General features: G+C 40.8%; 19 protein-coding genes. 9 read left to right on the top strand and 10 right to left on the bottom strand.

Annotated elements, in window-relative coordinates; all coding sequences use genetic code 11:
* Positions 1-152 precede the first annotated feature (152 nt).
* The 4 genes from PQO01_RS13715 to PQO01_RS13700 form a co-directional block, all read right to left on the bottom strand.
* A complete protein-coding gene (locus tag PQO01_RS13715) occupies positions 153-1,259 on the bottom strand; it encodes a GntR family transcriptional regulator (RefSeq protein WP_274314653.1) in 1,107 nt (368 codons plus the stop codon).
* 134 nt (positions 1,260-1,393) lie between these two features.
* A complete protein-coding gene (locus tag PQO01_RS13710; protein WP_274314652.1) occupies positions 1,394-2,863 on the bottom strand; it encodes an MFS transporter in 1,470 nt (489 codons plus the stop codon).
* 269 nt (positions 2,864-3,132) lie between these two features.
* Positions 3,133-4,710, bottom strand: a complete 1,578-nt coding sequence (locus tag PQO01_RS13705) for a sulfatase family protein (RefSeq protein ID WP_274316147.1) — start codon at positions 4,708-4,710, stop codon at positions 3,133-3,135.
* An 82-nt stretch (positions 4,711-4,792) separates the two neighbouring features.
* A complete protein-coding gene (locus tag PQO01_RS13700; protein WP_274314651.1) occupies positions 4,793-5,701 on the bottom strand; it encodes a carboxylesterase family protein in 909 nt (302 codons plus the stop codon).
* A gap of 189 nt (positions 5,702-5,890) precedes the next feature.
* Here PQO01_RS13700 and PQO01_RS13695 point away from each other — a divergent pair, with 189 nt between their 5' ends.
* The gene (locus PQO01_RS13695; RefSeq protein ID WP_274314650.1) at positions 5,891-8,596 is read left to right on the top strand and encodes a DUF5695 domain-containing protein; all 2,706 of its coding nucleotides are present in this window, start codon (positions 5,891-5,893) and stop codon (positions 8,594-8,596) included.
* 84 nt (positions 8,597-8,680) lie between these two features.
* On the opposite strand, the gene PQO01_RS13690 is transcribed toward PQO01_RS13695, so the two are convergent.
* Complete coding sequence (locus PQO01_RS13690) at positions 8,681-9,475, bottom strand: ThuA domain-containing protein (RefSeq protein WP_274314649.1); 795 nt, start codon at positions 9,473-9,475, stop codon at positions 8,681-8,683.
* A gap of 298 nt (positions 9,476-9,773) precedes the next feature.
* Here PQO01_RS13690 and PQO01_RS13685 point away from each other — a divergent pair, with 298 nt between their 5' ends.
* The 8 genes from PQO01_RS13685 to PQO01_RS13650 all read left to right on the top strand — a co-directional run bounded on the left by PQO01_RS13685 (position 9,774) and on the right by PQO01_RS13650 (position 16,954).
* Positions 9,774-10,256, top strand: coding sequence for an acyl-CoA thioesterase (locus PQO01_RS13685; RefSeq protein WP_274314648.1), 483 nt, complete (start codon positions 9,774-9,776; stop codon positions 10,254-10,256).
* Between the two features lie 82 nt (positions 10,257-10,338).
* A complete protein-coding gene (gene trpS, locus PQO01_RS13680) occupies positions 10,339-11,340 on the top strand; it encodes a tryptophan--tRNA ligase (protein ID WP_274314647.1) in 1,002 nt (333 codons plus the stop codon).
* Between the two features lie 58 nt (positions 11,341-11,398).
* Positions 11,399-11,758, top strand: a complete 360-nt coding sequence (panD, locus tag PQO01_RS13675; protein WP_274314646.1) for an aspartate 1-decarboxylase — start codon at positions 11,399-11,401, stop codon at positions 11,756-11,758.
* Positions 11,758-12,585 carry a hypothetical protein gene (locus PQO01_RS13670; protein ID WP_274314645.1) on the top strand — a complete coding sequence of 276 codons (828 nt, stop codon included), beginning with the start codon at positions 11,758-11,760 and terminating at the stop codon, positions 12,583-12,585. The genes panD and PQO01_RS13670 overlap by 1 nt, the downstream gene beginning before the upstream one ends.
* A gap of 55 nt (positions 12,586-12,640) precedes the next feature.
* Positions 12,641-13,537: a DUF58 domain-containing protein gene (locus PQO01_RS13665; protein WP_274314644.1), complete on the top strand. Its 897-nt coding sequence runs from the start codon at positions 12,641-12,643 to the stop codon at positions 13,535-13,537.
* 136 nt (positions 13,538-13,673) lie between these two features.
* Positions 13,674-15,977, top strand: coding sequence for a peptidylprolyl isomerase (locus PQO01_RS13660; protein ID WP_274314643.1), 2,304 nt, complete (start codon positions 13,674-13,676; stop codon positions 15,975-15,977).
* A 5-nt stretch (positions 15,978-15,982) separates the two neighbouring features.
* Positions 15,983-16,618 (top strand): redox-sensing transcriptional repressor Rex, encoded by a 636-nt coding sequence (locus tag PQO01_RS13655; RefSeq protein ID WP_274314642.1) that lies wholly within the window; start codon positions 15,983-15,985, stop codon positions 16,616-16,618.
* A 63-nt stretch (positions 16,619-16,681) separates the two neighbouring features.
* Positions 16,682-16,954: an HPr family phosphocarrier protein gene (locus PQO01_RS13650; protein WP_274314640.1), complete on the top strand. Its 273-nt coding sequence runs from the start codon at positions 16,682-16,684 to the stop codon at positions 16,952-16,954.
* Here PQO01_RS13650 and PQO01_RS13645 read toward each other — a convergent pair whose 3' ends face one another.
* From PQO01_RS13645 to PQO01_RS13625, 5 genes are read right to left on the bottom strand one after another with little or no spacing between them, the layout of a single operon-like run.
* The gene (locus PQO01_RS13645; RefSeq protein ID WP_274314638.1) at positions 16,955-17,743 is read right to left on the bottom strand and encodes a lysophospholipid acyltransferase family protein; all 789 of its coding nucleotides are present in this window, start codon (positions 17,741-17,743) and stop codon (positions 16,955-16,957) included.
* Positions 17,730-18,743, bottom strand: a complete 1,014-nt coding sequence (locus PQO01_RS13640) for a branched-chain amino acid aminotransferase (protein ID WP_274314637.1) — start codon at positions 18,741-18,743, stop codon at positions 17,730-17,732. Before PQO01_RS13640 ends, PQO01_RS13645 begins: the two co-directional genes overlap by 14 nt.
* Before the next feature lie 11 nt (positions 18,744-18,754).
* Positions 18,755-20,299 carry an anthranilate synthase component I gene (gene trpE / locus PQO01_RS13635; RefSeq protein ID WP_274314636.1) on the bottom strand — a complete coding sequence of 515 codons (1,545 nt, stop codon included), beginning with the start codon at positions 20,297-20,299 and terminating at the stop codon, positions 18,755-18,757.
* A complete protein-coding gene (locus PQO01_RS13630; protein ID WP_274314635.1) occupies positions 20,284-21,078 on the bottom strand; it encodes a metallophosphoesterase family protein in 795 nt (264 codons plus the stop codon). Before PQO01_RS13630 ends, trpE begins: the two co-directional genes overlap by 16 nt.
* Positions 21,078-22,280 (bottom strand): serine/threonine protein kinase, encoded by a 1,203-nt coding sequence (locus tag PQO01_RS13625; RefSeq protein ID WP_274314633.1) that lies wholly within the window; start codon positions 22,278-22,280, stop codon positions 21,078-21,080. The genes PQO01_RS13630 and PQO01_RS13625 overlap by 1 nt, the downstream gene beginning before the upstream one ends.

Here is a 22,280-nt window from a genome sequence, read left to right as displayed (position 1 = left end):
TACTAGTATATTAAATTGATTCAATCCAATTCTCTTCTCATTTACATTAAAAAATCTTTAAGTCCCTGGTTCCCATAAATAAGTCAGCCTAAAAAGGCAAGAAAAAGCCCCGTAAATCTATGACTTACGGGGCTTGAATTTTCTAAATCTATTTACAGTGTTTCACGACAAATAAGTGAGGGTGGCATCAGGGTCACACAACGAGGAATTTCTGGCTTCTCAATGCGCTCGAACAAACGTTTGGCAATGATGCGTCCCATGGCTTCTTTATCAATAGAAACTGTACTGAGTGCAGGATTAACCAAAGCTGCCCAGTTGATATCGTCAAAGCCCACCAAAGACACCTTATCTGTGAAGTCATCACCAAGCTTTTCTTTGAGGAATCGACTCGCACCAAAGGCCATTTCGTCATTCATACAAAAAACGCCATCTGGCATATCCGCCGACAAACGTTCCATCGCCTCATAACCACCATTAATTTGATAGTCTGAGTACTCTACTCTCACAGATTCAAGGGGAATATTATGCGCTTTTAATGCGGACCAAACTCCATCCAAGCGTTCATCTGTAGTGGACTGCTCTTTGTCACCTGCAATAACGGCAAGTTTTTTACAGCCTTTTTCAATCAAAGCATTAAAGGCAACAAAGCCACCTTCGCGGTTATCTGCTTGTACGACATCTGCTTTAAGACCGTGAAAATGATAATCGACTACAATTGATGGAGGACCATCTTTTATCAACTGTTCAAGGAATAACTGTGGTACTGGCCCCATGTATATGACCCCAGACAAATTAGCTCCGTGAATCATTTTTAGAATTTCTTTACGTTCACGACTTCCGGGAGCTGGGAGTAAAATAAAATTGGCATCGTGACGTCCAATTTCGGAGCGAATCCCCTCCAAAACCGACATGTGATAGGGGCCTGTTGAACCCGGAATTAACACATTCGAGATTAAGCCAATGTTCATTATTCCCGATTCATTAGTCTCCACTACATTAGAATTGCCGCTAAATTCGGAAACAAAGGTACCTTGAGCAGGTACAGAATATAATAAGCCAGCATCAGCCAATTCTTGTAAAGATCTACGAACGGTAATCTTATTCAGTTTATAGCGCAGCGATAAATCATCCATGGAGGGCAAACGCTCGCCAGGAAGGTATTTACCTTCTTCAATTTCCTTTCGAATAATATCTGCAAACTGTTTGTATAAAAATGTTTTTTTCCCGCGCCCACGCGCCAACTTATTATCTTTACTCATCGTTTGATCCCATGTTGATTTTTTTTAAGTTACATGAGTAAAATAATCATTCCAGTACTGGTATATATTTGTACCCTACAAAAAAGTCAACTAGTATGCTTTTTTAAGAAAAAGACGACAAATGTCTCCAAGAACTAGGACTGTCCCCGACGCTTTTCCAAACTTTCGCGAATTTCATGAGCTTTTTCTTCTGTGATTTTATATGAAGCCACAGCCCAGATGGCAAGCACTGTTGCTAATAAGGGAATTCCAACATCAAAAACACGTAGTAAGAAAAGCGCTTGTGAGCTTTGACTATTGCCCAATTCAATGTCAAAGCCACTTAAGTTTAAAAGATACCCTGAAAGGGCCAATGCCGCCGCTAAACCTAATTTAATTACCCACCAAAATATAGAACCAAACATCCCCTCACGACGTTCATGTGATTGCAATTCATCCAAGTCGCAAACATCCGCTACCATGGAGTTGATCAAAGTGAATAAAGACCCCATACCAAAAGCTACCAATGGTGCTGGAATAAACATCAGCCACGGCATCGTTTTTGAATAACAGAACCAACGTAAAACATAACCTAAAGCTGATAAACCCATGCAGATGAAAAAGGCTTTACGCTTACCTACTTTAGTGGATAAATAAGTTGCAAAAATAATGATAGCATAGGTTGCTGCGGTCGTTATCATACCCACTATGCCCATATAATAGCCCCCACGTTTCATATCGCCTTCAAATAAATAGTAAGTCGCTATATAAGTTTGAAAGCTATTAATTAGCATGAAACTGTTAAAGATAAGGAAAGTCGCTATACATAATTTGAGGAAAGGCTTAAATTTGAGCGTCGCTCCAAAGCCTTTAAAAAAGCCTCCCATGACTTGTAGCATTCCCTCCGAAGTCTCTTTGACTTCAAGCTTGACTTGTCTTTCTTTTAGAAAAATTGCTGGAATGAGTCCTAATACAATTGTTATTGAACCAATAATCAAACCTAGGCTTGCTGCGGCATCCGCCATACTATCAAACCAGCGATCATTTTTCATAAACGCAAAAAACCACGGCGTTGCAAAGTAAACCAGATTTCCTGCCACACTTGTAAAGCCCATGAGGCGAGTCCGCTCATGGTAATCCGGGGTCATTTCATAACCTAGAGCCACCAAAGGCGTCGCAAAAACAGTATAGGCCGCATAAAAAATAACAGAACCAATCAAAAAGTACCACCAGACATAGTCCAGACCTTTGTCTACAGGAAGCTTCCAAAGAAGCATAAAAAATAAACCAGTTAGAATGGCTCCAATAAACATAAAGGGACGGCGACGGCCCCACTTTGAACGATGATTATCGGAAATGAAACCAATCAAAGGATCAGTAAATGCATCAAATAATCGTGGCAAAGCGGCTAATAAACCTGCCTTAAAGGGATCCATACCCAAGCCTAAGTTAAAAACGATCATCATCGCCCCTATGGCTGTACCCAATAAATTATTGACTATAATCCCACTGCTGTAAATGAATTTGTTTTCTAAACTAATTCTATCTTCTGCTTTCGTTGTGTAGTGGCTTGCCTCAGTCACAGATTTTACGCTCTTGTCATTTTCATCAATTGTACATTCCATAACATAAAAACCTATAGTTTATTTTAAACTAGGTTAGTACCAGTATGTTTTTATTCAAGGTCTTTTTATTATGCTCTAAGAAATAAATATAACATAGATCTAAAATCAATACTGCTTAATTTACACTTTCACTCATAAATAGGGCTTTATTTAATAAACGATATCTTACGAGCTAGGATTAGGCAACAATTTTGTATATAAAGATGTGTAAACTTCAAATTATCATTATTGTTTTGTACACTAGATAGACTCCGACAGAAAAAATAGTATTATCGTGTTTTCTCTGTTTTATATGGCTGTGGATCCCATTTAGGTATCCAGATTTCTTTATTTAATTTCCATCCTTTCGCAGTCAGTATTTTTTTATTTTGAGCTGCTTTTTCTTTTCCACCTAGATACATTTGAGTCCTCCATTCGAGGCAGTGAGCCAAATATTGTTCAGTAAATAATTTTAAGACTTCCTCTTCAACAAATGGATCTTTAACTCGATTTCTTCTCCAGTCATCAAGTTCCTCTTTAAGTTTTTTTAAGATAGCTGCTTTTTCTGGATCATTAACTAAATTAATTAATTCTCCAGGATCTGACTGTAGATCATACAACTCATAGACACCTGGCTGAGTCGTTCTTTTACGCAAATCTTGCGCTTCTTTAGTACTTGTAAAAACATCATTGATTTTATGGTTTATTCCATGCTTACCTAAACGTTTCATCCCCTGCTCTGCCAGTAAGTTATATATCAATTTATAGCGACCGTCATTAATCGTTCTTGCCGGCCACAATAAGTCTTCACTTGTCGTATGTGAGTTATAGGCAGAATACAGAAACCTCCTATGTCCCATCGGCTGATCACCAGTCAGAATAGGAATAATTGATTTGCCTGGTAAATATTCATCTATTGGCAGTTTCGCTAAGTCGAGAAAAGTAGGCATGAGATCTACAAAAGATACCAAGGCATTACTACGAGTGCCTTTCTTTACATAATTAGGCCACTTAACAATAAAGGGAACTCGTAAACCAAATTCATAAGAACTGGTTTTACCTCGAAACAAATCTGAAGGACCATGATCTGAAGAAAAAATGACGATGGTGTTTTCTGTATGTCCAAATTTTTCTAATAATGCAAGAATTTCTTTTACAAAAAAATCCACGCGCTGAATTGCTCCATAATACTCAGCCAAGTTTTGTCGCGCTTTTGAATTCATTCTTACTTTCCCCCAATGGAGTAAAGCCTTCACTTTATCTGCATCTATAGGATGAAAACCAAAACGCGTTTTAAATCCTCTAATAGGTTCGAATTTTGGGGCCCATTGCGTGTGGGTATCATTTGTCTGTGCTTGAAAATAAAACTTTTCCCCAGGCGATAAATTTTCCAAAAAGTGCTGAAAACCATCTATGCAATTCGACACTTGATAGCTTCCGGGATCTTTACCTAAAGCATTTTTATTATATTTATACTGACGATCAAAAGGAACAGCCGAAGCAGGTTCTACTCCTGTTTTATAACTTATCCCCGTGGCGTAACCTGCTTTTTTAAGCGCTTGTATAAAAGTTGGCACTCCTTCTCTAAAGTGAAATCCATGTGTCTGATCAAATGCCCACATCCCATTTTGGTGGGGATACAAGCCGGTAAAAAGACTTGCTCGAGATGGCGCACAGGAGGGTGCCGTAACATTAACTCGCTCAAAAACCATTCCCTGAGAAGCCAGTTGACTTAAGGCTGGGGTCGCTTGAGTCATATCTCCATATACGGGAATTTCACAGCCCATATCTTCCATATGAATAAACAAAATATTGGGACGTTCTAGGTCTCGTGACAACCCATAAGACGACAACAAGATAGATATCATTAAGCAATACTTAAGTTTCATTATGACCTCAATTGCTCAACTGCTAAATAATTTATCGATGACTTTATCAAAAAGAATTTTTTCATTGCTCCATAAACCATTTTAAGATCTTATCATCTGAGTTTATTGCTGGGGAAATATTGTGCCCCATCCCCTCCAGTAGTGTGAATTTTGGTTTTGCTCCTAGGCTTTCAATCTCATTGAGCAAGCTTTCAATTTTGCGATAATCGCAAACGCCATCTTTTGAACCATGAAAAGCCCATATCGGTACATTCACAAAATTCTTCGCCTCCACTGGAAGCTCACTTTTCGGGCTTTCTGCTCCACCTGCAGCTCTAGGAACCACACCAGCAAATAATTCGGGGTACTTATTGGCCCACATGAAGGTTCCTGCGCCTCCCATACTATGACCCGTAAGGAAAACGCGTTTAGCATCAATATTATACTTAGTCACGACAAACTTAAGAAGCTGAGTCAGGTCATCCGGATTCCAACCATTGGCGATACCATCCGCTTTCTGAAATACAGGTATTAGTAAATTAAAAGGATATTTCCCTTTGCTTATCAAGGAAGCCGTCGGATTAGACATATGTCTTACTGTAGGACCATTGTGAGCGCCTCCACCATGAAGGTAGATTATAAGAGGCCCTTTCCCCTCTTGATTAAGCTGCTTGAAGAAAACGAATTCATTGCGAAGAGTTTTTGTCGCTTCATCCAAAGAACTGGGCATCGTCACCACTTCTCCCTTCAAGAAAGTCTCATCTACTTTAACTTTTGGTGTACGCTTATTTTCCGTTTGGCTAGTTTTCTTTCGCGATTTGCGCTCTTCTTCAAAATGCGCTCGCACGGCTTCATGCTCGCCTTTTGATAAGCGGCCATCACCATCTTTATCAAATTTCTCTAAAATTTCCTGACGCTTATTCTCGGAATTCTGGGCATAAAGATTGACTGAAAATAAACTTAGTAAAAGCATTGATAAAATATATTTCATTTAGAACTCCTGATTTTGCTGATTACATACAATACGAAAGCAATTTAATAGATCTAACAGCTTAAAGATCATTTAATTCATACACTGAAGTCAATGTCGTGATTGGATAATAAGCTGTCATATATGGACATTGATGCGCCCTACTCTCCCCCTTATTTTTTACATAATTATAAAAAGTGTCGAGGTAGCATGACTCAGAATCCCCCTAGAGAATTTATTATTAATGAACACGAAGGACAGATAAAGTCACTCAAACGCAAAAACGACCCCTTTGAGACGGAATTTATCCGCCCCGGAAATAGCCTAGGTTCATTAAATATAAGCTACAAACAAAATGAAAACTCGATAGATTGTGACGAAAAAGGGACTCAGGATTTACATGTCAGTAGTTGCTTTTCACAGAGTGGCCCCTTCTTAGATTGGGATATTCACTTAAAAAACAATAGTCATTCTACTTTAGAAATTGGCACCCTAGAAACCCCTTTTAAATTCAACGAAGAGTACACGCGCAATCCCAAAGAATCATTTGAAGGACGCGTCTTCAAACACAGTCAAATTGCTGGGCATAATTCATTTATTTTTTGGCTCCCCGTGGGCGGCCTTGGTTCGCACCTACTGATGACTCCAAAAGAAGAGACACATCTCGAGTTTTTTGAAGCTAAAAATGGCATCTATGCGAGTGGTGGAGCGCTCTATAGTGCCTTCATTCATTCCAAAACTCATACAGAGAAGATAAAAGGAACTTGGCGACAAGAAAACTCGAGTAAACTGATTCCCGCCCAAGAAACAGTCAGCTATAGCTTTCGTTTTCAGTGGTGTGATAATTACGCTGACATTCGTGAAAAAATTTATCAGAGTGGAGGCATCGACATTCGCGTTGCACCAGGAATGGTGATTCCACGAGATAATAAAGTCAAAATAGCCTTGCGATCACAAAAAGATATTTTACAAATCATTGCCGAATTTACCGATCATACTGAGATCACAAAACTTAGTAAACGCGGTGATTACGACATTTATGAACTTCAATTCGAAAAGCTAGGCGAGAATAAGCTCATCCTCGAATATGGAACTAATCAAGAGAGTCTCTTAGAATTTTTCATCACCGAAGATCTAGAAACACTCATAAAAAAACGTGCCTCTTTTATCACAAACTCCCAACAGCACATCGCCCCCGATAAATGGTACGATGGCTTATACAGTTTATGGGACGCCAGTGCCGAAGTGGGCAAACAATTACTGGGACCAGATAATCCAGGTAGTCAACATCCTTATTGTGTGAGTGGTTCCGATGACCCCTCCAATAGTAAGTGCATCTACCTAGCCGAAAAGAATGTTGCTTATCCAGATGCTCAAGAAATTGCCTCTCTCGAGTACTTTATCAAAAATTTCGTTTGGGGGAAGCATCAGCGTAGCGATCAAGAAGACCCCTACCCCTACGGCATATACGGTTCCGATAGCTGGATCAATAATCGCAATTCACAAAATGATTTAATCGAAGAATCCACGAGTCGTCCTCAAGAAGGCGGTAGTCAGTGTCGCATGTGGCGTAGCTTTGATTACACCACCTACTTCGCCCTTTATTACAATATGTACCTCATTGCTCAACAGAACCCGGAACTCACTAAATATTTAAGTGCTAATGACTACCTTGAACGTGCTTACGGTACCGCAAAAGCCTATTTTGAAGTTCCTTATAACATTATGATGACCGGTGGTTGGGCACATGAAGGTTGGACCGACTGGGCCTATACTTTGGGAAACTTTCACGAGAAATACCTCTTGCCCCTTATAACTAGTTTAAGAGAAGAAGGCTTTTCAGACAAGGCCGATTATTTAGAAGGAGAGTGGGAGAAAAAAGTCAAGTACTTCCTCTATGACGATGACTACCCCTTTGTTTCCGAAATGCCGGTCGATTCCACCGCATATGAATCCAGTTACGCTATCGGTAAATATGCCCTGACAAATACGCTGGAAGCCGATAATAATCTATGGCAACACAAAAATACTGGGCAATGGTTTTCTCACCCCATTATTGATGAAGAAAAACACAAAGATTACCTTCATCGTCAACTGATGGCCAATCTCGCATGCCGTGGTGTATTGGAGAGCTCTTATTATCATTATGGCAGTGACTTCCGTGCCGTAGGAACATCGAATTATACCATGAGTTATATGTCGCAAATGGGAGGCTGGGCCATTATGGATCAAGGACTCTATTTTGAAGAAAATAAGTTTGACCTCATTCAACTCGGCTACGCTTCGCTACTTTGCTCCTGGGGATTAGTTAATAGTGGTACAGATAAAAGTAATTATGGCTATTGGTATGGTGGAAAAAACAACGATGGTTCTGTCGCTTGGGGCTTCATGCCTCAGATGCAGGGCTCAGAATGGAACTCGGCTTGTGATAACATGTCTCGTGGTCCTTGGGCGGTCTGTGGTGAAATTGATCACGGTTTGTGCGCCGGCGTCGAAGCCGCCGCATGTATTGCCGTTGACGACCCTATTTTCGGGCCCTTGGCTTATGGCGGAGATCTCCAAACAAGAGATAATGAACTGCAAGCCATACCACTCGATGGTGTTCGCAGGCAATTTCATTACATTAGTCAGACGAGCGCCTTGCACCTAAACCTGAAGAGCGAGGGCTTCAAAAAAGGTTCCTTTATCACTTGGAATAAAGAACTTAGCCTACTTAGCTTTACAATAGAAAAACGCTCTCAACAAGCACAAGAAATTAAATTAGAACTACAAGGTTTACACTCTGGTGAGTACGAATTACTTGTCGGCAAAAACTCAAATCAAAAATTCACTGCAAGTAAAGACACTCTAAACACTCTGAGCTTAAATGCAGAAGGAGATTTTACCGAAATCAAAATCCGCAAAATCTCCCCTTAAGTCTAGTGTTAATGTTTTATCAGTAATAAACCAAAAACAATAAGGCTATTTATAAGTAAGGGTTCACGCCCCCTACTTTAAAACTTACTTCTTGTAACCAGGTGCTGGCTTACCATCTTTATCGAGTTTCCCCGCGCTCCAAAGTACTGCATAAGCCATCATTTTCTTATAGACTTCCTGCTCCATAGTGGAGTTATGGTGACCGAGTGTAGTACCAAACATTTTTAAACCACCTTCTGTGTGAGAAAAAACGCAATCCTCAGTTTGAGTTTTCCCCTTGAGCGTAGTGCCTTTTGCTAAAGATTGAGTTCCTGTATTCAATTTTGTTTGATAAAGCTCACCCTCTTTAGTTTCCCAACCATCTACGCCAAGTGCTTTCATCACAGGGTGATTTTTGTCTGTCACTTCTACTTTTATCGGAGATTTGTGGTAATGACGAATACTATTCACACCGCAAATTCGGTCCCATGCTTGACGCTTGGTTCTAAACCAAGTGTGAAAGGAACCGTGAGTCATGATAACACCAACTTTATTTTTGATGTGATTATCAATAACTTTGTCAATGGCATCATCATCTTCAAACTTTACCTGGCAATGATTGTGGAAAACCACATCATAACCTTTGCAAAAGTCCCCTTTAAAGACTTCTGGCAATTTATTCTCTGCTGGCTTTACTGGGTGCTCATCCGTTGAAGTCCACTTAATTGTTACTTCCGCATTTACTTGACTCTCAATTGTCTTCTTAAGAAGAGGTGCCTGGGTTTTGTAATCATGCCAACCACCACCGGTGATCATAAGAACTTTGATGGGTTTTGGTTCAGCTGCAAAACTTGCGAATGTCGCAAAACAGATTAAAGCTAGTAAATGTAGTCTTTTCATTATTTCTTCCTTATCTTTTATATCACCAAAAGTCTTGGCTCAATAATATTTATTCATTGTAACTTAAGATTAAGTCACCAGTAAAATTCTAAGTGACCCAAACTTTGTGGACCTCTTTAAAGTTTACTATTGCACCCCATTAAATTCTCAACACTTAAATAAATAATTTTTATCTTCTTACCACACGAACACAAAATAACAATTATGTAATAAATTATTAAATATTTACATTATCGTTTGAATAATAATTTTTATGTAACATTATTGGAAATATAATTTTACAATTGCAGGTAGAAAAATGTTAAAAAAATCTCAAACTGAAATGTCAGTACTCGTCACTCCAGAAATGGCCAACTTCAATGGCAACATGCATGGTGGTGACCTACTTAAACTCCTTGACCGCGTTGCGTATACTTGTGCGACTCGTTACTGTGGCAAATACGCCGTCACACTTTCCGTCGACCAAGTGACATTTAAACAATCTATTAAAATAGGTGAACTTCTTACTTTCCTGGCCTCAGTTAATTACACCGGCCGCACCTCCATGGAAATTGGCGTTAAGGTCATTGCCGAGGATCTTCATCAGCAAAGTATTCGTCATACTAACACCTGTTATTTCACTATGGTTGCCGTTGACGAAAAAAGTAAAGCTGTGGAAGTCCCAAAATTCAAGCCAGAATCTGCCAAAGAAATGGAACGATTTCAATTAGCTGAACAACGTCGCGAACGTCGCATGCTTCAGAATAAAGTTGATGCGATGATAAAAAGCAAAGAGAGCTAATTAAATCCCCGAGCCAAGCTTGAAAAGAGCTAGTTTTGGACTAATAAAGGGCTGATAAAAAACTTAGCTCTAAGGTAATTTTGTGGACAAAAAAATCTCACTCACAGGTATCAAACCGACCGGAACTCCTCACTTTGGAAACTTCTTCGGCGCTATCAATCCCGCTTTGGAATTGGCAGAAAAATATCAAGCTCGTTATTTCATAGCTGATTATCATGCCTTAAACACGGTAAAGAACCCTCAAGAGATGCTTGACCACACCTATGAAGTTGCCGCGACTTGGCTCGCCTGCGGACTTGATCCAGAACAAGCTTTGATTTACCGTCAATCCGATGTTCCAGAAACACATGAATTGGCGACATTTCTCATGGCTTTCACCGCTAAGGGCATGATGAATAAAGCTCATGCCTACAAGGCAAAAGTTCAAGATAACCAAGCTGCTGGTAAAGACACTGATTCAGGTGTTAACATGGGACTGTATACCTACCCCGTTTTAATGGCTGCAGATATTCTACTTTACGATACAAACATTGTCCCTGTTGGACGCGACCAAAAACAACATGTTGAGATTACTGCGGATATCGCACAATCAATCAACCACAATTATGGTGAAGAAATTTTGGTTATCCCAGAGGCTATTATATCTGAGAGCTGTGACATCATCACTGGTACGGATGGTCGTAAAATGAGTAAGAGTTATAACAACACCATTCCTCTTTTTCAAAACCCTAAGAAAATGCGCAAGCAAATCATGAAGGTCACGACCAATTCTCAGGAAATCGAAGAAGAAAAAGATCCCGAGAGCTGCAATGTTTTTTCCCTCTACAAACTCTTTGCAGACCAAGCTGAGCAAGATGCCCTGGCAGCTCGTTACCGCGCTGGTGGCTTAGGCTGGGGTCACGCTAAACAGGAACTCTACGAAGCTGTGGAACGCAAATTTGCTCCCATGCGCGAAAAGTACGACGCCCTCATCGAAGACCGTGAAGCTCTAGATAAGATCCTTCAAGAAGGTGCTGAAAAAGCTCGTGAAATTGCCTCGGCAACTGTGACACGCATCCGCAAAGCAGCCGGTTTCCCCTGCTAACTTTACAAGAACACATTTGAGTGTATCTTCCCGAAAATTAAATAGATAGAGAAATTTTATGAAACTCGAAGTGCTTAAAAGCAAAATCCACAAAGCCGTGGTTACCCAAGCAGATCTCAATTACGAGGGCAGCTTAGGTATCGACCAAGACATCATGGATAAAGTAGGTCTTTTACCTTACGAAAAAATCTTGGTGAGCAACCTCAACAATGGCCAACGCCTAGAAACTTATGTCATCCCATCTGAACGTGGTTCTCGCTCCTTTTTACTCAATGGTTCAGCTGCACGTCTCGGTGCTGTTGGCGACCGCATCATCATCATGAACTTCGCTTATTTTGATGCTGAAGATATCAAAAAGGGTCACAAGCCAACTGTTGCCGTTTTGAATGAAGTTAACGAGATTGAATTACTCAAGTAATGAATGCTCTGCTAAATAAGCTGGAAGCTAAATTTGGTCACCTCGTTATTGCTGACCTCACAAAGAAACTTTTGATTTTAAAAGTTATCGTATTTGCATCTATCCAGCTCATTTTTAATGGCAACCCCAACACTTATGCCTCGACACTCGAGCGCATCCAAGTTGCCAATATTCATATTGTCGGCGACCTCATTGGCGCTCTTTGCACTCCTCCAGTGCAAACCATGCAGGGATGGAATATTATTTGGCTTTTCTTCGCGCTCTCCATCTTTCTGATGGCAGGCCGAGGCCTTGAGCAAATCTGGGGGAAATTTCGCTATAATCTCTACATCCTTTTTTACGCCCTGCTCTATCTCGCCATTTTCACTGGCATTCGATTCTACTCAAAAGCAGCACCTTTTCCAGAAGACTTACTCTATGCAGGTGTTTTTATGGCTTTTGCAACAAAGTTCCCCGATGTGGAAATCACTTTAATGTTTATCATCCCAGTTAAAATCAAGTACCTTGGTTTTATCTCTGGTTTCTTTGTTGCCTTCATGGCTTTTTCTGCTTTAAATTCTCCACAACTAAGCCCCTTTGCTGCTCGTGCAGTGGCTCTCATTTATGCGATCCCGCTCATTCATTACGCCTCATTTGTTCTCCCCTATTTGTACGGAGATGCAAGCTTACGCAAACGTCGTAAAGAATTTCAAAAAAGCGTGGACCCCAATCAGGGGCGCCCCACTTTCCATAAATGCACAACTTGTGGCATGACGGAACACGATGATCCCCATATGATTTTTCGCGTCGGTGATGATGGTCAAGATTACTGCGACAAGCATATTTAGCTTTCAGCTTTTAGGTTTCACGTTTCAATAAAATTGACTGGCACTAGATTAAGCCATGTCCGATTTAAGCCAATACCTCAACCCCGAAGTCGTCAATGCCGTTGAACGCCTAGATTTGCAGGCTCGCTGTATTGCCGAAGCCTACTTAACTGGACGTCACCGCTCTGCACAACATGGTTTTTCAACACAGTTCAGTCAGCATCGCCCCTATATAAAAGGCGACCCCATCAAAGATATTGATTGGAAAGTCTATGCACGATCTGACAAGTACCACATCAAAAAGTTCGAAGCTGAAACCAATATTGAATGCACTTTTCTAGTCGATATCTCAGAATCAATGAACTACAAAAGCCACGCCTTGAGCAAACTCGAATATGCCACTTGCCTGTGCGCGGCTTTAAGCCTAATCCTCACTCAACAACAAGATAGCCCTGGACTGATTACCTTTGATGATGATGTACGTCATTTCATCAAGCCGAAATCAGGTCAAAAACAACTCATGCAGATCATCCACACATTGGGAAGCCAGGAAGAATCTAAAGCGAGCGATTTCAGTACAGCACTGCCCAATGCCGCCTCCATGCTCGGCCACAAAGGTTTACTCGTTTGCTTTAGCGACCTCTTGGGTGATAGTGATAAAGCTTTAGAAACCCTCCAAACTTTGAGTTATGGAAAACACGATATTATGCTTTTCCACATTCTTGATCCAGAAGAAATTGAGCTTAAAGAAAGCGAACTCTCTCGCTTCAATGATAGTGAAAATCCCGATTCACAAGTAGTCGCCAATCCGGACTCAATTCGCCAAGTTTATCAAAAACTCATCCAAGATTTTATAAGTAAAATTAAAGAGCAATGCCAAGAGAGTAAGATCACTTGCTGCTTCATCAATACTGCCGATCCTTTTGACCTTGCCATCCATGATTTCATGGGTCAACGTCGCGCAATGATGTGAATCCCTCACCCCCTGCCAAATATATGTGTTTTTTAACGGCTTTTATAGTGCATAGCGCCCTATACTACTTGACGCTATTTATTGTGATTTTATCTTAGGCTCTTTCAAGTTTTAACCTCAATTTTAATGGATCTCTATGTTTTCATCACTCAACAACTCTTTCTCCAAAAACAAAAATCTTTTTGTGATCGTTTTTGGCCTTCTTACTCTCTCTTTTATTCTCACCCTAAGTGATGTAAGTATTACAGATTTAGGCAGCGGACCAAGAGCGGGTGCCGTGGGAGCCATTGATGGTGACCTTATCGAAAGAGACGCCTACGACCAACTCGCTGAAAAAGAAAGCATCATCATCAGTTTAGAGCGTAAAGCCATTATTGAACTGAACAATAGCAACAGCGCCCACATCGAAGCCGTCTTATCTCAAACTGCGATCGACAGAAAGATCCAAAAGGATATCGCAGCAGGCACTTATACTGCTAAAGAAATCGACACTGAAGCCATGCGCAAATTTGCTGATGAAAACAAACTCACTCCAGAAATGATCAAAATTGTCCGCACTCGTCTTGGTGTTGGAGGTCAAGAACTTGATGAAGCAATCAAAACAATTCTTACTCGTCGCAACTACTTCGAAAGTTTTGAAGATCGTGTGACTGTTGATGAAGCTCAAGTAAAAGCCAAAGCCCAACAGCAAAACAGCACCATCACATTGCAAGCAAAAACTTTATCTGCTACTGAAGCCATGGATGAGAAATTAGTCACTTACTTCAAAGAGAATCAAGATAAGTTCACTTTCGACGACACCCTAGCCGCTCAAGTTGTTCGCTTTGCAAAAAGTCCCGAAGGTAAAACTGCTGCTGAAGCTTTTGCACAAGCAGTTGCTAAAGTAAAAGCAAGTAATTTTGCGGCTGTCGCAAAAAGTAAAAAACTTGACGTCATCACACTCCCAAAAACTCGCGTATCAAACATCAACGCTGGTCAACTCATTGAAAATGACTTTGCTCTCAGTACAGCCATCATTGAGCTTAGCTCAGAAAAACCTTTTAGTCAGGTAATCGAAGGAAGCCAGCACAATTACGTTGCGGTTCTCACTGCTAAAGGTGGCGTATTGCCTTTCGCACAAGTACGTGAACAAGTTATTGAAGCTTACTTTGGTCCAGAACCTCTACAAGCTTTCTACAATAACGAAGACAACAAACGTCAATTCCTCATTCCACGCAGCCTTCAACTCAGCCTTGTCAGCTTAAGCCCAAGTACTCTCTACTCTGAGGTCGCTGTAAGCGAGGAAGAAATTAAAGCTGATTACGATAAAAATATTGCTGAATACAAAGCTGCTCAAATCAAAAGCACTGAATACTCCATTACTGCTAAAGATGACAAATCACTTGCTGCTGCAGAAACTGCTTTAAAAGCGATCAAAGTCCTAGTTGATAGCCAAGCCAAAAACTTAGCTGAAGAATTAAAAAAGAATACTGACATTAAAAGCTCTAGTACTGAGTGGGTAAAAGAAGACGATAACAACAAAGCTCTTTTTGCCTTAAACAAAGGTAAATCAACTGATATTATCGCTAAAGAGCTTGTCTTCTCATTCACAATAGTTAATGACAAACGTGCAGAAACTCCTTATGCAGAAGCTAGCAAAGCTATCAGCTCTAGCATCACTCATGCAAAAGCTAGCACTAAAGCGAGACTTGCAGCTGAAAAACTACAATCATTCATTTCAAGCAACCGCGCCAATGAAAACTTCTTCAACCTCTTCCTTGCGGAAGCTGCAAAAGGAAAATTCACCGAGCGTAAACTAAGACCTCTTACTCCACAATCTGGAAGTCAGCAAAACATGCAGCTCGCTATGCAACTCCTTCAACAAGGCTACACTCCTCCAGGCGGATTCTCTCAAGAAGCCTTTGCACAAGTTGGACAAATGCTTTCAGCTCTCTCTGCAACTCGCCCTTTAAGTGATCCTTCTGTTACGCAAAATGGCGATATCCAATACCTATTAGTAGAAAGAGAAACACCTTCAAGTTATGTCTCATTCGAAAATGCTAAATCAAGTATCGCTATTCAAGTTGCTAATGCCGAAGGTAAAGTCCTTGCCAAAGCTAAAGCCGATGCACTTAAATTAGAACTCGAGAAAGCCGAAGATATGGCCGTCTTCTTTAAATCAAATTCTTTTGATGCTGAACAAACTCTTAGCCCTGAAAACAAAGCTCAATTCACTGGCCTACTCAGCGATGAAGTTCTTGAAAAAGACAGCGCCTACATTACTGCTAGCGGTAACAACAGCATTTTGGCATACATCAAAAAGATTGAAGCTGGTAGCGAAGACAAAGTTAAAAAAAGCTTTGAGACACTTATGGAAACTGAAAAATCTCGCTTGGCTTACGAAAAAGTAAACGAGGTCTTTAAATCTATTCAAGACTCAGTTACAGTCACTAGCAAGTAGTAAAAATGCCACAAAAAAAGCCAAGTGGCGCACTCTCACCTCCCGTCATTCAAAGACTGAGTGAATACCTTTTGATCCTTGAGCAATTTATTGTTCAAGAACAAGAAGTTGTATCGAGTCGCGCCTTGGCTACTGTTTACGGCAACAACTCAAGTCAAGTTCGCCACGACATTTTTCAGATCGAACACAAAGGTAGCCAGAGCCATGGCTACTTATGCTCTGAATTAATTAAAGACATTCGCATTGCCCTCAACCTTCAGAACGAAACAAGACTTTGCATCATTGGCATGGGCAACTTAGGTCGCGCCATAACTGCCCATGTACCTTTTGATCGTTATGGCATGAAGCTCACGGCAACCTTTGATGTTGACCCGAGCGTGATTGGCCAAGAAGTTGGCGGCGTAAAAGTTTTCGACTCAGATAAAATGATGGATATAATTAAAGAACAAAATATCACCATGGCGGCACTCTGCGTGCCCGCAGCTCGTGCACAAAAAACTTGCGATCAAATTATCCATGCAGGTGTCAAAGGTATCTTAAATTACTCTCGCATACGCCTCAAAGTCCCTGAGAACGTCTCTGTACACTACGAACAAATCATTTGTTCTTTTATGCAACTTTCCTATAAGTGCTCTTTGTAAATCACTTGTAAATGTACCCTAAGGCTTTTTATTGAAAAAAAGCCCAAACAGAGATATACAAATATGTACACTACAAATGCCATAGTCAATAATATTCACGGTATCCACTGCCGACCTAGCTCAGCGATCGTAAAAGGCGCCAAGTCATTTGAAGCTAGCATCACGGTTGAAGCTAATGGTGAGAGCGCTAGTCTTAATAATATACTAGAATTAATCTCTCTTGGTCTTCCCCAAGGAGCTACGGTAAGTATTTCAGCTGATGGGCCAGACGAAGAAGCGGCGGCTCAGAAAATCGTTGAATTATTTGAAGAAATATACGATTACCCAGATAAATAATCAGCTTTTCCACTGATTGAGTTTATTCTCGATAAACTCGACACAGTTCTCATGAACTTCTTTTTGATTCTTCGAATCAATATCCATGCCTTCTCCAAAGCTAAAACGAACTGTAGAAGATCTAGTAATGGGACCGTAGTCTGAAACAATTTTTCCTCGTCCCCAGAAACTAGTATCCAATGCAAACGGCTGAATCTTCACTCCTGCACGGCGAGCAAGTTTGCAGCCTATGCTATTAAATTCATCGGGGATGAATTCCACTCCACGCGTCTTCTGCGGGAAGATAATGACACTCGTTCCATTTTTCAGCATCTCCCCACCTTGCTTCAAAAGAGTTTTAAGGTCTTGAATGGGATTATTTCTCGTCATCGGAATACAGCTCATACCCTGCATGATATGACCAAAAACTGGATAAGTCATTAAGCTTTCTTTAATAACAAAAATTGAGGGGCCTGCTTTTTGCATAACATAGGCCAAAGTCACTGTTTCCAATGAACTCATGTGATTAGCCACATATACTCGAGGCTCATTCGCCAAGTTATCAAGGCCATCAATTTCTACACGACCTCCGCAATCTTCCACTGCCTTCAGTACGCGTTGGCAATGCTTTGCGAGCTCCGCAAAATCATACTTCCCTGCTTGGCAAATTTTCGAGAAATCGTTAATAGGCTTAAAAGCTTTGCTATAAAAATATAGATTCCCAAGCCTAAGGATCTTATCCATAAGTTTGCGAGATGATCCTTCAGTTTTATAAGAATCACCCTGAATTGCTTCTTCAGGTAGAGACAATGTGACACCAGTTATATTTATCTTCGTATTGACCTAATTGAATCTCTTGCATACGTGCATAAAGTTCTTGAAAGCGAGGGTGAATCCCTTCTTTCGCAGGCTTATAAGTCACACCTGCTTTATCGATATGGCTAATAGGCGTTACCACCACAGCTGTACCACAGGCCGCAATCCCATCAAAGTCAGTAATCTCATCAAAATCTACATTGCGTTTTTCAACAGCCATTCCCATCTCTTCCGCTAGGGTCATAAGCGACATATTAGTAATACTTGGTAAAACGGCAGATGAACTAGGAGTCACGTAAGAATTGTCTTTAATTCCAATAAAATTTGAAGTCCCAAATTCATCGATGTATTTATGTTCTTTTGCATCTAAGTAAAGATTTATAGGATAGCCTTGATCACTCGCCATAATACCAGGCAACATCGCCGTCGCATAGTTACCAGCAGCTTTCACATTGCCAGTTCCCATGGGAGCCGCACGATCAAAATCTTCCATCACTAAAGCGGGAACAGACTGCAAGCCACCCTTGTAATAAGAACCCACGGGAACAACCAATAAAATAAAAGTGTACTCATCAGAAGGCTGAACACCCATGCGAGGCCCTGTCCCGATCAATAAAGGACGCATGTACATTGAAGCACCATGACCGTAGGGAGGTAAGAAATCAATATTTGATTGAAGAACCTTGTCTACCGCATCAAGAAAGATCTCAGTAGGAACTGGCTCCATACACAAACGTTCTGCAGAACGCTGAAGACGTTTAGCATTTTCTTCTGGACGAAAAACCCTTACTTGACCATCTTCACCACGATAAGCTTTAAGTCCTTCAAATGCTGCCTGACCATAATGAAGACATGTGGCCGCTACATGCATTTTGAGATAGGGTTCTTCTACATATTGACAATCTGACCATTGGCCATCTTTAAAAGTATATTGAACGTAACATTTCGTCTGAAAGTATGAAAATTTGAGATTGTTCCAATCGATGGTGCTCATTGTATATCCTGTTATTTTTTCTCTGCACTCATTTTACTCGCAGTATTCAACGCGACAAGCATTGCTCGAGCTTTATTGCGAGTTTCTTCGTATTCAAAGTCGGGATCCGAGTCTGCCACAACTCCCGCACCTGCTTGAACATAAACTTTACCTGCTTTCAAAACCGCAGTCCGTATGGCAATACAAGAATCCACATTGCCATTAAAAGAGAAATATGTTACTGCACCAGCATAAGCACCACGACGATCAGGCTCTAATTCGGCAATAATTTCCATCGCACGGATCTTGGGTGCTCCACTCACTGTTCCAGCCGGGAAAGTGGAACTCATAACCGAACCAGGTCCAAAGTCTTTTTGTAGTTCACCCTGAACTTCGGAAACAATATGTAAAACGTGACTATACTTTTCAATGATCATTAATTGAGAAATATCTACCGACCCCGTCTCAACTATTCTACCTACGTCATTTCGAGCTAAGTCGACTAACATAATGTGTTCGGCTCGTTCTTTAGGATCAGCCAGTAGATCTGCAGACAAAGCATCATCTTCTGCTTTATTAGCTCCACGTTTACGCGTCCCTGCAATGGGACGTACAGTCACTAAGCCATCTTGGGCTTTTGCGTGAACTTCTGGACTAGCTCCCACTAGTGAGAAATCATCGCCTAAATGCAAACAAAACATATAAGGAGAAGGGTTAATCATGCGTAGTGTTCTCATCAAATCGAGAGGCTCAGGGTCCACATCCGCCTCAAAGCGCTGTGAAAGCACCACCTGAATAACATCTCCGGAGCGAATATATTCTTTGGCTTTTAGTACTTTATCACAAAAGTCTGCACGGGTCATATTTGAACTAGCTTCGAGGGGCTCTGTAGAGAGGTTCAAGGCTAGAGGCCTCACGATGCGTTCTTGCCCGAGTTTATCTACGATTTGAGCAATATTTTTTAAAGCTTTTTGGTAGCCATCTCGCAAATCATCTTTGCGTAAATCGACATGACTTATCACTTGAATTCTTTGCTTTAAGCGATCAAAAGAAACAATAGTTTCGTAAATACCAAACAAAGCATCTGGCGTTCCGAATTCAGCCTTATCTTTACAATTAACACGAGGCTCAATTTCTTGAATTGTCTCATAAGATGCATAGCCAACGGCACCGCCACTAAATGGCGCCAAGCCTTCTAATTGCACCTGATCGTATCGCTTGAGGTAATCTTCTAAAAACTGAAAAGTATCTTTCTTTGTTTCAATACGCTCTTCTTTTTCACCAGTCAACTCAATCAAATCACCACTACGACTAATAAGAGCAATGGGATCAACCCCCATAAATGAGTAACGGCCGATGCTTTCACCACCGTCAGCACTCTCCAATAGAAAGGCATAAGGCTTTTTCTTACCAGACTTGTCGTAGGCAATTTTACTGAATGCCGATATAGGCGTTTCTAAATCAGCAAGTAATTCTGTGTATACGGGAATCAAACTTCCCTGCTTTGCTAAATCCTGTAGTTCATCCTTCGTAGGATGAATATTTGCTAAAAGGCTTTCTTCTAAAAAATCTTCCATGTCTGCTCTATCTTTTCGCCGTCAATTTCTAATATATTTGCTTTTCTACCCATCGTTAAAGAACCTGCACAAATCTCTCTGGATCCACTTATTTCTTCCCGTAAAAAAGCTTGATGAATATGTCCGCACAAATTTATGTCAATCGCCCCACTTTGCAATAGCTCATGGACTTTCTCTCCATCAACAAGAAGCTTATGTTCTGGCAAAGATTCACCCTCGGCATTTAGAAGCGGGTAATGACCAATGGCAATCTTAATTTTCTGCTTATCTTGCTCAGTCCATTCAAGTAGTTTTTCATGCGTTTCGGGATCGAAATATCCACTTGACAGCTGAATAGGTCTAGGTACTGCATGATTACTTAAGTAAAAAACGACATTGCCATCCTCTATGCGCAAAGGAAAATTATTTACCGCACCTTTTGTGAGCCATGAAATAAAGTCTTTCATTGCCGAGGATGATTTTTGACAATCTATGTAATTGTCGTGATTGCCTGGCACCGCCAAAATTTTCACACCTTCAATATCATGCAAGTCCTGAAGACGTTTTTTCACCATCTCAAATTCTCTAGCTGAACCAGTCGAAGTGAAGTCACCCGAAATAATGACATAATCAAATTTTTCTTGCTTAACAAAAGCAGTCAATAAATCTAGACGATTCCAGTCAACTGTCTTTTTACGGCGAAACACATAATTACTCCCCCCGAATAGACGTTTGCTAAAAAAAGATGAGGGAGCTGGAAAAGCCCCCTCATGTATATCCGAAAAATGTATAATCTTCATCAGATAACTAATAAAACCAAAGCTAAAATTAAAGTTGCAGCCATACAAGCAATTGATAAAAATTTAAGTTTACCATGACCTGACGTGTCTGTGTATGACTTTAATTCTTCTGGACTCAAAGCCACTGCTCCTGCACGAGCACGGGCACGCGTTTCACCCGCCACAGGACGATGGGCTACACGACCACCACCTTCAACATTTCTACGGCGAGATGAATTCGTTCTTAAATGCAAACCTTTTTTAGTGGAGCTCGTATTTGTGCTAATTGCTTTGCGTGTCTTTTCAATTTCTTTACTCAACTCCTGCATACTCTGGAAACGATCTTCAGGCTGTTTCTCCATCATGCGCTCAAGTAACTTACTGACTTGGGGAGGAATCGAGCTATCTATTTCATGAGCTGGACGCAAAGGCTCTTGTAAGTGCTTCCTAGCGATCTCCGTAACAGAAGCACCGCCAAAAGCGAATTCACCCGTCACAAAATGGTAAAGCGTGGCACCCAAAGAATATATATCACCACGAAAATCCATTTCAGAACCTATCAATTGTTCTGGGCTTATATACTGCGGTGTTCCCATGATAGAGTCTTCATCATCTGTAGACTCTAGCTTATCATTGGCAAACCTTGAAAGACCCAAGTCCATCAATTTGGCCAAGTCATCAACAACCATGATGTTATCTGGTTTAATATCGCGGTGAACTAATTTCTGCTGTGCCCAAGCATACGCAAGAGCATCAGAGACCTGCTTAGTTACATTTAAGGCCGTATCGACAGTGATCTTCTTTTCCACATCTAAAATTTCTTTGAGTGTCTGACCATTAACCAACTCCATCGCTAGGTAATAAACGCCGCCATCGGCTTGACCGACTGCATAAGCTTGAACAATGTTTTGATGATGAAGCTTAGCTGATGCACGAGCTTCGCGTACGAAGTCAATAACTGCATCTTGGCTTTGATTTTCTAAAGCTAAAATTTTGAGCGCAACATAGCGGTCTAAGCTTATTTGAAGGGCTCTAAATACGACACCCATACCACCTTGACCAATTTTTTTCTCAATAATATAGTCATCAATCACTACACCCGGAGCAAAACGTTCTGCAGGAACTAAAAAGGCTTCAGAGCAGTGACCACACTGAAGGTATTCACCAAGATCTGCTTCATCTACGGCATTAACTCCAAAACAATTTTCGCACTGTACCTTCAT

It is taken from the genome of Lentisphaera marina (assembly GCF_028745505.1).
Lineage (GTDB): Bacteria > Verrucomicrobiota > Lentisphaeria > Lentisphaerales > Lentisphaeraceae > Lentisphaera > Lentisphaera marina.
This window is presented reverse-complemented; position numbering and strand designations above follow the sequence as displayed.